Consider the following 14,453-nt stretch of genomic DNA (forward strand, 5'->3'; position numbering starts at 1 on the left):
TCCCGGATCGCCGCCCTGGTGGCGGTGACCCTCGCGATCGGCATGCTCGCCGCGGTGAATCCGGCGCCCGCCGAGGCGGCGACGGTGGACACCAATGCCTGGTACGTCCTGGTCAATCGCAACAGCGGCAAGGCGCTGGACGTCTCTGGCACGTCCACCGCCGACGGCGCGCGGGTCAGCCAGTGGACGCGCAGCGACGGAGCCAACCAGCAGTGGCAGTTCGTGGACTCCGGCGACGGCTTCTACCGCCTCAAGGCCCGGCATTCGGACAAGGTTCTCGACGTGGCCGGCGCCTCGACCGCGGACGGTGCCGCGATCCAGCAGTGGGCCGACCACAACGGGGCCAACCAGCAGTTCCGCCTGGCCGATTCCGACGCGGGCCACGTCCGGCTGATCAACCGCACCAGCGGCAAGGCGGTAGAGGTCCAGGGCGCCTCCACCGCCGACGGAGGCAACGTCGTCCAGTACACCGACTGGGGCGGCGCCAACCAGCAATGGCAGATGGTCAAGCTGTCGTCCGGTAGCGGGGGCGGATGCGGCAGCGCACCGACTCTGTCGAGCGGTACGCACACGATTCAGAGCGGCGGCAAGAGCCGTAGCTTCATCCTCAGGGTCCCCGCCAACTACGACAACAGCCACCGCTACCGGCTGATCTTCGCGTTCCACTGGCGGGGCGGAACCGCCGGCGAGGTCGCCTCGGGCGGTACGAGCGGGAACGCCTGGTCCTACTACGGCCAACAGGAACAGTCGAACAACAGTGCGATCCTCGTCGCCCCTCAGGGCCTCGGCAACGGCTGGGCCAATTCGGGCGGTGAGGACATCACCTTCGTCGACGACATGATCCGGCGAATCGAGGGCGGCCTCTGTGTCAACCCGGCACAGCGTTTCGCCACGGGATTCAGCTGGGGTGGCGGTATGAGCTACGCACTCGCATGCAGCCGCGCGAACGTCTTCAGGGCCGTCGCGGTCATATCCGGCGCTCAGATCAGCGGATGCAGCGGCGGCACCCAGCCCATCGCCTACTTCGGAATCCACGGCGTCAGCGACTCCGTTCTCAACATCGCGCAAGGACGGTCCCTGCGCGACAAATTCGTCAGCAACAACGGCTGCACCCCCCAGAGCCCGCGCGAGCCCGCGCCGGGCAGTCGAACGCACATCACCACCACCTACTCGGGCTGCCGTGCCGGATACCCGGTTCAGTGGGCTGCGTTCGACGGAGGCCACGCACCCGGTCCGGTCGACGGCTCCAGCGGCGACAGCGGCGTCGCCACCTGGACCAAAGCAGAGATCTGGAGATTCTTCGCACAGTTCCAGTGACACCCCGCATCACAGGGTGGAGCCAGGATGATCCTGGCTCCACCCCGTCGATGTCTGTCCCGAAGCGAAGGACGGAGAGGCCTGTTCAGGAGAGAGCTCCCACGCCTTCGGACTGGTCACGGCCGGCGAACAGACCGTGGCAGACGTGGCGTTCGAAGAACACGCCCTCGCGGAGGGAGGTCTCGCCCGCCCGGCCTCGACGGCGCCACGCGTGCGCTCGGTCAGGAAGAGGCTTACCGTCTTCGCCCGGCCGGTCAGCCGGGGGAGGCGCCGGGTCGCGCCCCGCAGCCTGCGCGCCGATGAGGCGCACTGATCCGACGATCACCTGGCCTGGTTGGGACAATCCTCTGAAGTCACCGAGAGCTTGATCCCTGCGCGTTATGGAACGGATCTAGGGGCCATGCCGCTATTCCGCCCTCGGAACGCTGCCACGAGACGGCCGCCGCTCAGCCGCCGTCTGCGGCCCCGGCTTACCAGAGCATCCTGCACCTGGAGTTCGATGCACCGGTCGGCGACGCTGACGCCGGCCGCAGCGAGCAAACGAAGCAGAGCCTCGAGCGGGCATCACGGACGAGTGCACTGGGCCTGCCACGCAACGCTGGGGCGCGACTCCCCGGACGCGCGGGCAGCGGTCGGGCCCGGACGGCGAAGTGCCTCCAGCCGAGACGCTGAGAACGCCGGAGCCACCCACGACGCGGTCCTGAGACGGCCCGGAACTCCCACGGCGGTATCCCGCTGGCCCCCGAAGGCGACGTCGAACCCGCTGTGGACCCGGTGGGAGGGCTCAGACTGCCTGGCGTCGGATCACGACCACGGCCGCGTCGTCATCAAGGTGTCCCTGGACGTGGGCCAGCAGGTCCTCCCGAAGATGGTGCAGCAGTTGGTCGGGGTCGTCCGTTGTCCAATCCTGCGCCCGTTCGGTGAACGGGTAGAAGACACCGGCGGCATTGCGCGCTTCGATGACACCGTCCGTATAGAGGAGCAGCAGGTCGCCGACCTCGAACGGGAAGGTCTGGACGTCGTAGGTGCCGACGCCGAAGACCCCACCGAATCCGATCGGAAGATGACTGGCCTCGGTGGTGAGTGGGGTGAGCTGATTCCCGCGAAGGAGGAGTGGCGGTGGGTGACCGCAGGCGATGAGGTGGACGACCGGATCATGGTCGGGAATGTCGAGCAGGATGGCGGTGGCGAAGTCCTCGCTGGTGTCCTGCGCAGCCTCTGATCGCCACTGGCTGGTGTCCCAGCGGAACGCGCCGTCCAGGTGGACAGCGAGGCGGGGAAGGGTGGCCTGCCGATGGGCAGCTGCGCGAAAGGCCCCGAGCAGCAGGGCGGTGTTGCTGATCGCGGCCATGCCGTTTCCCCGTACATCGCCGATGAGGAGCCGGGTGCTGTGGTGGTCGGTCCGTGCAGCCGCGTACAGGTCTCCGCCCAGCTCGGCTTCTTCTTCCGCGGGGAGGTAGAGGCCGGCGATCCGCAGCGGACCGGCGTGTGTGGGCAGCGGCTGCAACAGCACACTCTGCGCCGCCTCGGCCACCGACCGCACACGGTGCAGCTGCCGCTCGCGCCGGTCCCGCACAACGCAGATCGTGACACAGATGCTCGAGACGACGATCAGCGCAGCGATCTGGGCCTGAATGTTCGCCGTGGTCAGGACCCCTCTGAGTACACCGATCAGCACCTGGGCCGCCACCGCGAGCGCTCCCATCAACGCCGTCACACGGGCCCCGGCGTACGCCACCGTGATCGCGGGCGCCGCCACCAGCAGTGGACCAAGGTGAATATGCGGCGGAGCCAGCACATCCACCACACAGACTGTGACGATCAGCCCCAGCGGGATCACGACCAGCGCCGGTACATGACCCGGCCGCCAGGAATCACGCAAATCCACCCAAGCTCGAAGGGTCATGCCACAAGCCTTCCACCTACCTCCGCATACTTGCTCGGCAGTCGGCCACCTACGACCCGTCCTGTCGATCACGTGACAGTTCGTTGAGGCGTCCTCGCCACCGGCCGGGCGGGTCGAGTCCCCGATCAGCTCATCGGGCGCTCGGCATCGGCTGCTCTCGGCCGCCTGGGCTGCACTGCCTACTCCTGGTGCCCCAGCCTCACGATCATGTTGGGGTGGCGCTCGCTGAGCGCCTTCCGGGCGAGCAGGCTCTTGATGCTGGGTTCGCGTCCCTGCAGGTAGGTTCCGCGCTCGACGTCGTTGTCCCAGCCCCAGCGCGTGTGGCTGACGTCACCGGTCATGAGCACCGCACCTTCTGCGGTGCGGGCGAGATAGGAGACGTGTCCAGTGGTGTGTCCGGGGGTGAGGATCGCGAAGAACGAGCCGTCGCCGAACACGTCGTTGACACCTTCGAGCCTTCCGCCCGGGTCCTTGGTGAACTGGAGTTCCTGAAGCGGCGGCCGTCCGGCCAGGAGGTGGTTGTTCGTGCCCTGGGCGAACAGGTTCAGGAGGATGGAGATGTCGGAGAGGGGCCCGGCGAAACTCCCGGGGTCTTGGCTGATCCCATGGCCGACCGGGCGCACCACTCCGCCTCGCCCGGCCCCTCGCCGAGGACCTCCGCCGCCCCTGGCAACGTCAGCGCCCGGACAGTCCCGTAGCGGTCCGTGACCTGCACCGTCGCGGCATCCGGATCGCCCCATGTCTCTGGGCAGGCAAAGCGGAAATCACCGGGGCTATGCCGGAGCCATGAGCGCACGCCGTCACTAACCCAGCGACCTGTCCGATGCCCGACCGCATCCACCCCCGGCTGACCACTCGGTCCGCGTGGATCGACCACACCGGCCCCCTGCCGGTCATGGAAGGCGCGTACACCCCGCCTCGGTTGTGGGCAAGGTGACCGCGGGGGCGGGCACATTGACCAGCTGAGCGTTGGTCGAGCCGCTCCTGGCGAGCTGGCCAGCTGGCGGGAGGACAAGGTCCGCCGCGGCCTCAACACCGGCCACCCACCCCGCCACGACCTGCGCGACCTCCTGGACGCGGTGCTCTACGTGACCCGCACCGGCGTTTCCGGCTATCTCCCCGTGGTCGACAGCGACGGGTAACGGTCCTGGTCATGCAGGCGGGCCTGGCCCATGTCGTCTCGGGTTCGGCTCCACCCGTTCGCTGCGGTCACCGTTCTTCTGCCTTTCCTGCCATCGGCGAGGGAGGCCCGTCCGCTCGGAGTACCGCGGAACACGGCGGTGGTGTCGGCCGTTCCCAGTGGCGGCCCCGGCAAAGACTGTCGCCGGGGGCCCCGGATTCCGGCGAGCACCGGCCCTGGGGCGAGCACGGTGGTGATGGGGGCGGAGGACGACAGGACGTTGTAGAGGGCGTTGTGCAGGACCGGCCGGTCGCCTGCCGCATCGAGGGCCCGTACGGCACAGCGGCGGATGAGGCCTACGGCGAGGGAGGGCTTGGGTGCGAGGTAGAGCAGGTTGAGGACCCGGCTGGTGGTCCATGCTCGGCGGGTGGTGCGGTCGATGGCCTGCTGGAGACGGCGGCCGAAGCCCGGCCGGTGCCCGTCGTGGAGTTGTTCGCGCAGTGCGACGGCGCTGAGGGCCGCGACCGCCATGCCCTGTGTCCCTCTTCGATCGGCAGCACAAGCGCGGCTCGTACGGGGCCTGTGGCGAGGAAGTCCGGCGGAATCAAGATGAGAGGGAACGCGTCGTCGGTGTCGCTCGGGGCGCGGAACAATCGGCTGGCGTAGCTGGCCCGCCAGTTCACCACGGTTTCCGGGATGGCGGGCAGGCCCAGCTCGGTCAGCCAGTGTCCTGCCCGTGATGCGCGGCCTGTCGCGTCGATGACCAGGTCGGCGTAAGGATCTCGGTGGCGCGGGTGACGCGGGTGACGCGGTCGCGGATGCGTACGCCCGTGACGCGCTGTGGGTTGCCGACGAGGCCGACGGCTTGTGCTCTGGTGCGCAGGGAGATCCCCGGGCGGCGAGGAGGGCCTGTTCCCGCAGCACCCAGTCCAGCAGGTCCCGCCTGCACGTGATGACGTAGTGCTGTCCGGGAGTTCGCCGTAGCCGGCCGCTTCCGGCGAGCCACGCGGCGTCGGCGGTCATCTGGATCTGGCGGGCCCCAGCGGCGAGCAACCGCTCGATCGTGCCCGGCATCAGAGATTCGATGGCCGGCGCCCCGCCCGACCAGAGCATGTGGCTGTGGCGTGCCTGGGGAACGCCTGGCCGCGCGGTGGGTCCAGAGGGCAGGGCATCGCGTTCGAGGACGGTCACCTTGTCCATGTACGGGGCCGCGGCTGCGGCGGCCAGGTTCCCGCCAGTCCGCCGCCCAGGATGGCCATGTGGCTCATGTCGCCGGTGCTCCTTGTCCACCGCGTGGGGCGTGCTGGGCGGGGATACGGGGGACGGAGCCGTAGCGGCGGGTGCGGTGAGCGCACTGTTCGATCGCGTCCCACAGGGTGCGGCGGTCGACGTCGGGCCAGGGGGTGTCGAGGAACAGCAGTTCGGCGTAGGTGGCGTGCCAGGGGAGGAAGTTGGAGGTGCGCTGGTCGCCGCCGGTGCGCAGCAGCAGGTCGACGTCGGGCAGTTCGGGGACGTGCAGGTAGCGGGCGAAGGCGTGCTCGGAGATGGAGCCGGGGTCGACCTTCCCGGCGACCGCTTCCTGGACGATTTTCGCTGCGGCTGCTGTGATTTCGGCGCGGCCGCCGTAGTTGACGCACAGGGTCAGGGTCATTCCGGTGCGGTCGCGGGTGGTCCGCTCGGCCTCGAGGAGTTCCTCGATGACGTCGACCGGCAGGCGGGACCGGGCGCCGGCCCAGCGCACGCGGACGTCCAGTTTCTCGTCCACCATACGACGCACCCCCTGGGGGATCTCGCACATCAGCGCGTGCAGTTCGCCGGCCGGACGTTTCCAGTTCTCGGTGGAGAACGCGTACACGGTCAGATACTTCAGGCCGATCTCCAGGGCGCCGTGGACGACGTCGATCAGTGCGTCGGCGCCCGCACGGTGGCCGTCGGTGCGGGGCAGGCCGCGGGCCGTGGCCCAGCGGCCGTTGCCGTCCATCACGATCGCGACGTGGCGGGGCATGGCTTCGCCGGGCAGTTGGGGCGGGCGGGCGCCGGAGGGGTGGGGTGGTGGAGGGACGGCCGGGTGCCGCTGAGCGGCGGGCGAGCGGGTCTCTTTGGCCCCGCCAGGCCCTTCGGGCGCCTGCGCCGGTGCGAGTTGCGGGGGGCAGGGCTGGATGGGGAAGGGGAACAGGCCCCAGGCCAGCGCGGCCTTCGCCTGGGCGGGCAGTAGCAGGCGCAGTCGGGCGGTTCGCGGCAAGGCTGGGCGACGGTGCAGTAGCGCGGCGGGGACATCGGCCGCGGCCTTCAGGCGCAGCCGGTACAGGTCGGTGTAGGCGCCGAGCGCGACGCCGACCGCCGGGTGCAGCACCGGCGGCAGCGGCGTGCGGTTCAGCCAGGTGCGGGCCCGGTCGGCCAGGCGGCGCACCAGTTCCTCGAACTCCGGGGTGGCGCGCCGGGCCAGCAGGTCCGTCCGGCGCACGCCGACCTCGTCCAGGGCCTCCTGCGGCAGCGGTACGTGGCCGCGGTCGAGGTCGTCGGATAGGTCGACGAGGGCGTCGGTGAGGTAGATCGCATCGACGGCGGTCTGCCAGGCCACGGCCGCCTCGGGCACGCTTGCGGCGATCGCTTCCGGTTCGGTGGACAGGCCCGCAGCTCGCAGCAGCAGTGAGCCCGCGCGCAGCATGAGCGGGGTGTTGATCAGTCTGTTGTAGTTCCGCCACTCCTGCCAGGTGGTGAACTGCCGTCCTTGGACGTCCTGGCGGAGCTCCTCGAACAGTGTGTGCAGGAATCCCGGCGGCAGGTTCCAGGTCAGCATGGTGTGGATCAGTGCCTGCCGTACCGGGTCGCTACCGCGGCCTTCGCGCACGTCTGTGTCGAACGCCGAGATCCACGCTTCCAGCCGCCCGGCCCGCCCCGGATCCGCTTCGCCGGCGGATCCGGGCGCGTCGGCCAGGTCGTCCACGGCCCGGACGGCGCCGTACAGAGCCCAGGTGGCGGTCCGCAGCGGCGGCGGAAGCAGCAGCGAGACGGCGTACTCGATCTCGCCCGTCGCGCGGGTGGCGCGGCGGCACGCCTCGTAGCCGCGGCGCAGGGCGGCATCGTGGATGCCGCTGCGTTGGTAGACACAGGTGGGGGGTACGGGGGGAAACCCCATTTCACGCCTCCTCTTGTGGGGTCGAAGGTGTTTGCTGGGGGATCCAGGCCAGGGCCAGGGCACTGCCGACGGCGGTGAGCAGGAAGCCGAGGAGAAGGCCGCCGAGGTTGGCGGCGACCAGGCTGACCAGGGACATCACGGCGGCCAGGACGCCGGAGAAGTAGCGCAGGGCCGGGTTGCGCCACGTCGTCGCACCGGCGACGACGAACACGGCGCCCAGGGTCCACGAGGCGGCCCCCGCGGTGCCGGTGAACCGCAGGAATCCCAGTCCCACCCAGGAGACGCCGATCAACTCAAGTCCGCCGAGTCCCAACAGCAGGCCTGCCGCGAACGGGCGGCCCCGACGCCACCCCCGCCACCCGGACCGCCAACCGGGTCGAATCGCCGTAGTCATCGGGCAGTTCCCGGCTCGCAGCCGCCCTCTCCCTGACGCATCTCGATGGTGACACCCCGGGAGGTGATCGTCCCGGCCGTGAAGGCATGCGGTTGCACGCTCACCTCGCTGCCGCTGACCTTCTGCGCGCCGACGGTGAACAGGCCCGTGGGCCGGTCCAGGGACACCTGCGGGGTGCTGAACCTGGCGCCGGAGAGCGTCACTGTCCGGGCCGTGGACCTGCCCGCCTCGACCGTCAGATCGGTGGCGGCGGCCCGCTCGATGCGCACGACGGCGGTGACGGCTCCGACGGCTGGCAGGTGGGCGGTGGAGGTGACGCAGGCGTCGTCGACCGTCGCCTGCTCCATCCGCGTGGCCAGCGCCGGCAGTAGTCCGCCATGGCCCGAGGCGGCCGGGGAGGCCGACACCCTCGACCCGGACACCCGCGCGGCATGGACCGTGACCGGTAACTCCCCGGAGAACGCCACGGAGACGGCACCTGCTGCGCTCCCGGCCAGCAGGACGGAGGAACCAGCCAGCAGGGGAGCCAGCGCCGGGGCGAACCGGCAGCGGCTCGTCCGCCCGCCGCATGTCCTCACGAGCAAGTCGTTATTGATCATGACGAGTCCAACGACCGTCCCGGTCTGAAGTACCTCCGAACTGACCAGCGGCTGATAAGACATCGCGGTCGGCCGATGAGGGCAGCATCGGCGAACCATGCGACGGGTGACGGACGATCCGGCCCTAGGCCGGCCCAGGGGCAAACCAGCAACAGGGAAGGGGGCGGGCAGTCCACGGTCACGCAGGTCAATATGGTCAGGGCAAACGCCAGGCCGCCTCTGGCGGAGTCGCCTGCGGCGCCTATGCGTTCCGTAGCGAGGGCAGGGCTCTCGCCCGATCGTCAGCTGCGGGGGTGGCAGGTCATGGGCAGCGGGCCGGGGGAGATGACGATGCGGGCGCGCGGGCGGTAGCGGTGTCCCGGAACGGTGCGCAGTTGCAAGCGGGCAGCGATGGTGGCCACGGAGGTGAGGATCTGGACGCGGAGAGCGTCTCCCCGGCCGCGCGGTTCGCCCGGGTGCTGACCAAGCTCAACCCCCATCTGCGCCGCACGCTCAGCGAGATCACCGTGAAGCAGCAGCTGGGGGCCGCCGTCGGGCTCGACCAGGCCTCCGCCGACGTCCTGCTCGGCGCCTGGCTGCGCTCCCCGTCGAAGCCGCTCGCGCTGGAGGACTTCCTCACCTCCCGGTTCGTCGGCAGCGACCCCTCCGTGGTGATCACCCGGGGCGGCTTCCCCGAGCAGTTCACCACGCTGATCCTGCTGCACCGGGTCGCGCTGGTGCTGACCCGGCTGCGCATCACCGCGGAACAGATCCCCTGGGTGTTCGACTTCGCGGCGAGCTCCGGCTGGCTGGACCTCAACCTGCTGCCGCCCAGGCCCTTCCCCGGGGCCTCCCCGCTCTTCGCCCGCTTCGTGCGGCTGCTCGACCTCGCCCGGCTGCGCGACCGCGTCCCCGGCGCCGCCCGCACCCTGCGGGCCGTGTTCACCGTGGCCCGCGATCCGCAGGCCACCGTCGACACCGTGCTCGACGAGATCGGCGACCAGACCCGCTGGGACCGCTCCGACCTCGGCACGCTGTGCGGCCCCGACCTGCTGAACCTGCCCGGCCCGGCCGACTTCCGCGCCGAGACCGGACCGCGTGCCCTGCTCGCCGCGGTCACCCTGCTGCGCAGGACCGGCGTATCGGCCGAGCGGGCCACCGGCTGGCTCGCCCCCACGCCCACGGCGGGGGCCGCGCAGACCGCCTGGCAGGCAGCCAAGGCCCAGCATCCCCTGGCCGACTGGCCATCGACGGGCGGAGCCCTGCAGGACCGGCTGCGCGAGCGCCGACGTGCCTCGCTGGTCGCCTACTTGACGGCCAACCCGTTCCCCGACCAAAGCGGCCGGCCGTTCTGGCACGACTCGGCCACCCTCTTCGACTACTTCCTGCTCGACGTCGAAATGGGCGCCTGCCAGCTGACCACCCGGATCGCCCAGGCCGTCTTCAGCGTCCAGCTCTTCGTCCAGCGCCTGCGGCTCAACCTGGAGTACGTCTCGCCCAATCCGTACGGGCCCGACCTGTGGCGGGACTGGGACTGGATGCGGTCCTACCGTCTGTGGGAGGCCAACCAGAAGATCTTCCTCTACCCGGAGAACTACTTCGAACCGGACCTGCGCACCACCAAGTCCCCGTTCTTCACGGAGCTGGAGAACACGCTGCTCCAAAAGGAGCTGACCTCCGAGAACGCGGTCCGCGCGGTGGAACAGTACGTCGCCCAACTCGACAAGGCGTCCCGGATGCGGCCCTGCGGGGTGTACACGGACGTACCGGAGGGCGGAACCGAATCCACCCTGCACGTGTGCGCCCACACCGTCTCCACCCCTCGCGAGTACTACATCCGCTCCTGGACCAAGAAGCGGGAATGGACCCCCTGGGAGCGCATCGACCTGGACATCGAGTCGGACACCCTGATCCCGGTGATGTGGAACGGCCGGCTGCACCTGTTCTGGCCCACGTACACGCTCGCCTCCGATCCGGGCGAGGTGAAGATGCCGCAGGGCACCAGCCCGATGGAGCAGCCGGAGAGGTACTGGAAGGTACAGCTCAACTGGAGCCGGCGGGTGAACGGGACAGAAGAGCACGAAAGGCACGCTCAGGATCGACGCCCCCTACTACAACACCGCTCCCGAACTCTTCGGCACCAAGAGTCCGTGGCACGAGAACTTCTGTTTCCGGCCCTTCACCGACCCCCACACCGGTGATCTCGTCGTCTTCTGCGTGTCCCGGTTCTTCGGCCAGGGCGACGGAACCGTCAACGTGAACTCGGGGTCGTTCCGGTTCAGCCCGGGCCTCGGGGAAACCGTGCTCGACGACATCGTCTTTCGCCTCACGGCCTACGAAGAGGCCGTGGTGCCGGTCGTCTACAACAACACTCCCACCGATTTCCAGCACAACGAAAAGGTGGAGGACCCGCGCGACCTCACCATGTACAAGGGGCACGTCTTCGTCATCGACCCCAGCCGCCGGATCACCGACCAGGAGAACTCCGTCCAGGTCCTACGGCAGACGCCCGGAGTCCAGCAGTACCGCGTCCTCAATCCGACCCAGATCCCGCTCACCTGGGACCAGTTCGCCGTCTTCTTCTCCGACAGCGAGCGCTGCTTCCTGATCGAGGGGCACCCGAACGTCCTGCCCATGCTGCGCGACGAGCAGGTGCCCGGACGGGAGTTCGACCGCCCCGCGCTCACCGCGGGAAGCGAGCTGGCCGCCGTAGCGCAGTCGACGAACGCCTCCCGGGAGCTGTCGCTGCCCGATGGTGCCCCCGCCCCCAGCACCCTCGGCACCGCAGCCGAACCGGTGGCGCTCGCCGCCTCCGGCACCGTCTCCTTCCAGCGGTTCTACCACCCCCGGATGCGTTACTTCGCACAGGTCCTCGCAGCGAGCGGGCCGGACGCACTGTACGAACGCACCCTCCAGATCTGGCCCGGCGGGTTCAACTTCACCGAGTGGTACGACGCGAACACGGAGAACGTCGTCGGGCCGTACCCGGACGAACCCGTCGAGTTCGCCCTGGCCGATGCCTACGGCGACTACAACTGGGAGCTGTTCTTCCACGTGCCGCTGCTGATCGCGCAGCGGCTCTCCGCCAACCAGCGGTTCGAGGAGGCACAGCACTGGTTCCACTACATCTTCGACCCCTCCAACCGGGAGAACTACTACCTGGGGCCGGAGCGGTACTGGATCACCAAACCGTTCCACGAGAGTAGCCACGACACCTACGTCTCCCAGCGCATCCAGAAGATCCTGGAGGCTCTCGCAGGCGGTGACGAGGCCACCGGGAAGCTGGTCCAGTACTGGCTGGAGCACCCGTTCCAGCCGGATGCGGTCGCCCGGCTGCGGACGACGGCCTACCAGAAGGCCGTCGTCATGAAGTACCTGGACAACCTGATCGCCTGGGGCGACCAGCTGTTCCGTCAGGACACCCTGGAGTCGGTCAACCAGGCCACCCAGCTCTACCTCCTCGCCTCCGAACTCCTCGGCAGGCGCCCGGAGGAGATCACCGGCCGGGCCGTGCCGGAACCGCAGAGCAACCGGACGCTGATCGAGACCCCGACGGCCGCGGACCCGGTCGTCGCCGCGGAGAACCTCGTCGCCGCACCGGACGGACCCGCCACGCCCGCCATCCGCCCCGGCGTCAACCTGCGCTGGCTGAACTACTTCTGCCTGCCGCGCAACGACAAACTGGTGGGCTACTGGGGCGTCGTCGAGGACCGCCTGTTCAAGATCCGGCACTGCCAGAACATCGACGGCGTCCAGCGGCAGCTCGCTCTGTTCGGGGCACCCCTCGACCCGGCGCTGCTGGCCCGCGCCACGGCGGCGGGGCTCGATCCGACCGCCGTGCTCGACGACATCAGCGCCCCCCTGCCGCACTACCGCTACATGCCCATGGTGGCCAAGGCGAAGGAACTCGCCTCGGAGGTACGGGCGTTCGGCGGGGCGCTGCTGGCCGCGCTGGAGAAGCGGGACGCCGAGGCCCTGGCCCGGCTGCGCTCCGGTCACGAACTGGCCCTGCTGGATGCGGCCCGCGAGGTCCGGGGCCGACAGGTCAAGGAGGCCGACGAGGCGCTCGCGGCGTTGGAGAAGTCCAAGGCCGCGGCCGACGACAAGCAGCGCTATTACGCGGAACTGCGGCGCACCCCGCTCAACACGGGGGAGAAGGCCCAGAGCGAACTGCACCAGGGCGCCCTCAAGGACCAGGACGAGGCCGCCGACTACAACCTGGCCGCGGCCCTGGTCGGCTGGATGCCGGACATCAAGGTGGGCACCCCGACCACCATGGGCGCGACCTGGGGCAGCAGCAACGCCATGGCCATGCTCAAGGGCCAGGCGGAGGCGGCCTCGGCCCGCGCCTCCCGCAAGGGCAGCGAGGGAGCACAGCAGCTCACCCTCGCCGGCTACGAGCGGCGCGCGCAGGAGTGGGCCTTCCAGGAGGGCCAGGCGGGCATCGAGAGCGAGCAGTTCGCCAGGCAGATCGCCGCCGCCGAGATGCGCCAGGCCATCGCCGTCAAGGAACTGGAGAACCACGACCTGCAGCGGGCGAACACTCTGGAGGCCGACCGCTTCATGCGGGGGAAGTTCACCAACACCGAGCTCTACGACTGGATGGCCGGATAGCTGTCCACGACCTACTTCCAGGCCTACCAGCTCGCCTACGACACGGCCAAGCGCGCCGAGCGGTCCTACCGTCACGAACTCGGCTTCCACGACTCGTCGTTCGTCAACTTCGGCTACTGGGACAGCCTTCACCGGGGCCTGCTGGCCGGGGAGCGGCTCGCCGCCGACCTCAACCGCATGGACGCGGCGTACCTGGAGAACAACGCCCGCGAGTTCGAACTCACCAAGCGGATCTCGCTGGCCCAGCTCGACCCGTCCGCGCTGCTCGCGCTGAAGGAGACCGGCACCTGCTATCTCTCCCTGCCCGAGGCGCTGTTCGACCTGGACACACCCGGCCACTACTTCCGGCGGATCAGGAGCGTGGCGGTCACCGTGCCGTGTGTGGCGGGCCCGTACTCCTCGGTCAACCTCACGGTACGGCTGCTCGGCAGCAGCGTTCGAGTGGACCCCAAGGTGCCCGCGGGCGCGAAGTACGCGCGGGGCAGGTCGGATGCCCGGTTCCGTGACTACACCGGTCCGATCCAGACCGTCGTCACCAGCACCGGGCAGGACGACACCGGGCTGTTCGAACCCAGCCTGCGCGACGAGCGGTTCCTGCCGTTCGAGGGCGCCGGGGTGATCAGCGAGTGGCAACTGTCCCTGCCGTCCGCCTTCCGTCAGTTCGACTACGAGTCCATCACCGACGTGGTCCTCCACGTGCGCTACACGGCCCGCGACGGCGGCGACAACCTCGCCCGGCCGGCTGTCGGCGAACTCCACGACGCCCTCAAGACCTGGGTGCACGCCGGGGGCGGCAAGGGGCTGTACCGGGTGTTCAGCGCACGCCGGGAGTTCGCCGACGGGTGGAGGCGGTTCCTGATGCCCAACAGCACGCAGGACCCCGAGCTCACCTTCGCCCTGAGCGCCCGCCGCTTCCCCCACCTGTTCGCCGGCTACCCCATCAAGGTGGCGAAACCCAAGGTGGTGCTGGTCCTGTCGCGGGACCTCACCCCCGGCGGCGACCTGCGCTACGTCACCGCTTACGGGGAGGCCGACGCGTCTTTGCCCCTCACCCTCACCGCACCGGACAACCGCCACGACACGGCGGTCCTGAAAGCCGACGCGGCCCTGGAGGGCCAGCCTCGCGGGGCCTTCACCGGCCTGGACGGACACGTTCACGACACGGACCAGCCCTGGACCGTCACTGTGTCCCGCGAGCAGATCGGCGCCCTGCCTCCCGTCCTCGTCCGCGACGGCCTCCTGCACCCGGACGCGGTGGTGGACCTGCTGCTGGTCTGGGAGTACCAGGTGGACCCCGGCCCACAGGACCCCGATGCCCGCACGCCGTAGCCCCGACACCCCCGACCACCTCCATGCCCGTACCCGCCGATCCGCGGAGGAAAGCG

Annotated in this window: 8 protein-coding genes and 2 pseudogenes; 4 read left to right on the forward strand and 6 right to left on the reverse strand. The window is 69.8% G+C overall.

The window, feature by feature from the left end; translation table 11 throughout:
- The first annotated feature begins 15 nt into the window (after nucleotides 1–15).
- Nucleotides 16–1,317: an RICIN domain-containing protein gene (locus tag AB5J49_RS44235; protein WP_369175454.1), complete on the forward strand. Its 1,302-nt coding sequence runs from the start codon at nucleotides 16–18 to the stop codon at nucleotides 1,315–1,317.
- A gap of 784 nt (nucleotides 1,318–2,101) precedes the next feature.
- Here the strand turns inward: AB5J49_RS44235 and AB5J49_RS44240 are convergent.
- Both AB5J49_RS44240 and AB5J49_RS44245 read right to left on the reverse strand, forming a co-directional pair.
- A complete protein-coding gene (locus AB5J49_RS44240) occupies nucleotides 2,102–3,223 on the reverse strand; it encodes a PP2C family protein-serine/threonine phosphatase (protein ID WP_369175455.1) in 1,122 nt (373 codons plus the stop codon).
- A gap of 179 nt (nucleotides 3,224–3,402) precedes the next feature.
- Nucleotides 3,403–3,849 carry a hypothetical protein gene (locus AB5J49_RS44245; RefSeq protein WP_369174516.1) on the reverse strand — a complete coding sequence of 149 codons (447 nt, stop codon included), beginning with the start codon at nucleotides 3,847–3,849 and terminating at the stop codon, nucleotides 3,403–3,405.
- A gap of 372 nt (nucleotides 3,850–4,221) precedes the next feature.
- Here AB5J49_RS44245 and AB5J49_RS44250 point away from each other — a divergent pair.
- Nucleotides 4,222–4,344 (forward strand): annotated as a pseudogene (locus tag AB5J49_RS44250) (IS5/IS1182 family transposase); the annotation flags it as partial.
- Here the strand turns inward: AB5J49_RS44250 and AB5J49_RS44255 are convergent.
- The 4 genes from AB5J49_RS44255 to AB5J49_RS44270 all read right to left on the reverse strand — a co-directional run bounded on the left by AB5J49_RS44255 (nucleotide 4,335) and on the right by AB5J49_RS44270 (nucleotide 8,475).
- Complete coding sequence (locus tag AB5J49_RS44255; protein WP_369174517.1) at nucleotides 4,335–4,874, reverse strand: hypothetical protein; 540 nt, start codon at nucleotides 4,872–4,874, stop codon at nucleotides 4,335–4,337. The pseudogene AB5J49_RS44250 and the gene AB5J49_RS44255 sit on opposite strands and share 10 nt — an antisense overlap.
- 733 nt (nucleotides 4,875–5,607) lie before the next feature.
- Nucleotides 5,608–7,482, reverse strand: a complete 1,875-nt coding sequence (uppS, locus tag AB5J49_RS44260) for a polyprenyl diphosphate synthase (RefSeq protein ID WP_369174518.1) — start codon at nucleotides 7,480–7,482, stop codon at nucleotides 5,608–5,610.
- A 1-nt stretch (nucleotide 7,483) separates the two neighbouring features.
- Nucleotides 7,484–7,876: a DUF6114 domain-containing protein gene (locus AB5J49_RS44265; protein ID WP_369174519.1), complete on the reverse strand. Its 393-nt coding sequence runs from the start codon at nucleotides 7,874–7,876 to the stop codon at nucleotides 7,484–7,486.
- Nucleotides 7,873–8,475 carry a DUF6230 family protein gene (locus tag AB5J49_RS44270; RefSeq protein ID WP_369174520.1) on the reverse strand — a complete coding sequence of 201 codons (603 nt, stop codon included), beginning with the start codon at nucleotides 8,473–8,475 and terminating at the stop codon, nucleotides 7,873–7,875. Before AB5J49_RS44270 ends, AB5J49_RS44265 begins: the two co-directional genes overlap by 4 nt.
- Nucleotides 8,476–8,849: 374 nt before the next feature.
- Here AB5J49_RS44270 and AB5J49_RS44275 point away from each other — a divergent pair, with 374 nt between their 5' ends.
- Nucleotides 8,850–10,655, forward strand: a complete 1,806-nt coding sequence (locus tag AB5J49_RS44275) for a neuraminidase-like domain-containing protein (protein ID WP_369174521.1) — start codon at nucleotides 8,850–8,852, stop codon at nucleotides 10,653–10,655.
- Between the two features lie 649 nt (nucleotides 10,656–11,304).
- Nucleotides 11,305–14,397, forward strand: a pseudogene (locus AB5J49_RS44280) (hypothetical protein).
- Nucleotides 14,398–14,453: the final 56 nt, after the last annotated feature.

The sequence above is a fragment of the Streptomyces sp. R28 genome, from assembly GCF_041052385.1.
GTDB lineage: Bacteria > Actinomycetota > Actinomycetes > Streptomycetales > Streptomycetaceae > Streptomyces.

Bases quoted from the DNA above. Each gene is read 5' to 3' on its own strand.
- uppS (WP_369174518.1), bottom strand. From the start codon at position 7,482: ATGGGGTTTCCCCCCGTACCCCCCACCTGTGTCTACCAACGCAGCGGC.
- AB5J49_RS44265 (WP_369174519.1), bottom strand. From the start codon at position 7,876: ATGACTACGGCGATTCGACCCGGTTGGCGGTCCGGGTGGCGGGGGTGG.
- AB5J49_RS44255 (WP_369174517.1), bottom strand. From the start codon at position 4,874: ATGGCGGTCGCGGCCCTCAGCGCCGTCGCACTGCGCGAACAACTCCAC.
- AB5J49_RS44240 (WP_369175455.1), bottom strand. From the start codon at position 3,223: ATGACCCTTCGAGCTTGGGTGGATTTGCGTGATTCCTGGCGGCCGGGT.
- AB5J49_RS44270 (WP_369174520.1), bottom strand. From the start codon at position 8,475: ATGATCAATAACGACTTGCTCGTGAGGACATGCGGCGGGCGGACGAGC.